This is a genomic window from Streptomyces sp. SS8, assembly GCF_054072955.1.
The window spans coordinates 1-455 of record NZ_JBSVCZ010000070.1 but is presented as its reverse complement, the minus strand read 5'-3'; the positions used below and the strand labels follow the sequence as shown (position 1 = coordinate 455).

Here is a 455-nt window from a genome sequence, read left to right as displayed (position 1 = left end):
TGGTGGCGGCGAAGACCTCCTCGGGGGTGGCGCCGGCCCGGATGGCGGCCATGACCGTGTTGATCCGGCCGTCGGTGGGACGGGCCGCCTCACGCAGCAGCTCGCCCTTGTCGCCCGGCTCGCCGGTGAAGTCGAACTGGCTGCCGGTCTTCTCCAGCGACCGCAGCGCCTTCTGAAGAGCCTCGGGGAAGTTGCGGCCGATGGCCATCGCCTCACCCACCGACTTCATCGTGGTGGTGAGGGTGGAGTCGGCGGCCGGGAACTTCTCGAACGCGAAGCGCGGGACCTTGACCACCACATAGTCGAGCGTGGGCTCGAAGGAGGCCGGGGTCTGCTCGGTGATGTCGTTGGGGATCTCGTCGAGGGTGTAGCCCACGGCCAGCCTGGCGGCGATCTTGGCGATCGGGAAACCGGTGGCCTTGGACGCCAGCGCCGAGGAACGCGACACCCGCGGA

General features: G+C 69.2%; 1 protein-coding gene. It reads right to left on the bottom strand.

Annotated elements, in window-relative coordinates:
* Positions 1–455: ATP-binding protein (locus tag ACW69E_RS27755; protein WP_457501036.1), on the bottom strand; the 455-nt coding region annotated here is incomplete at both ends.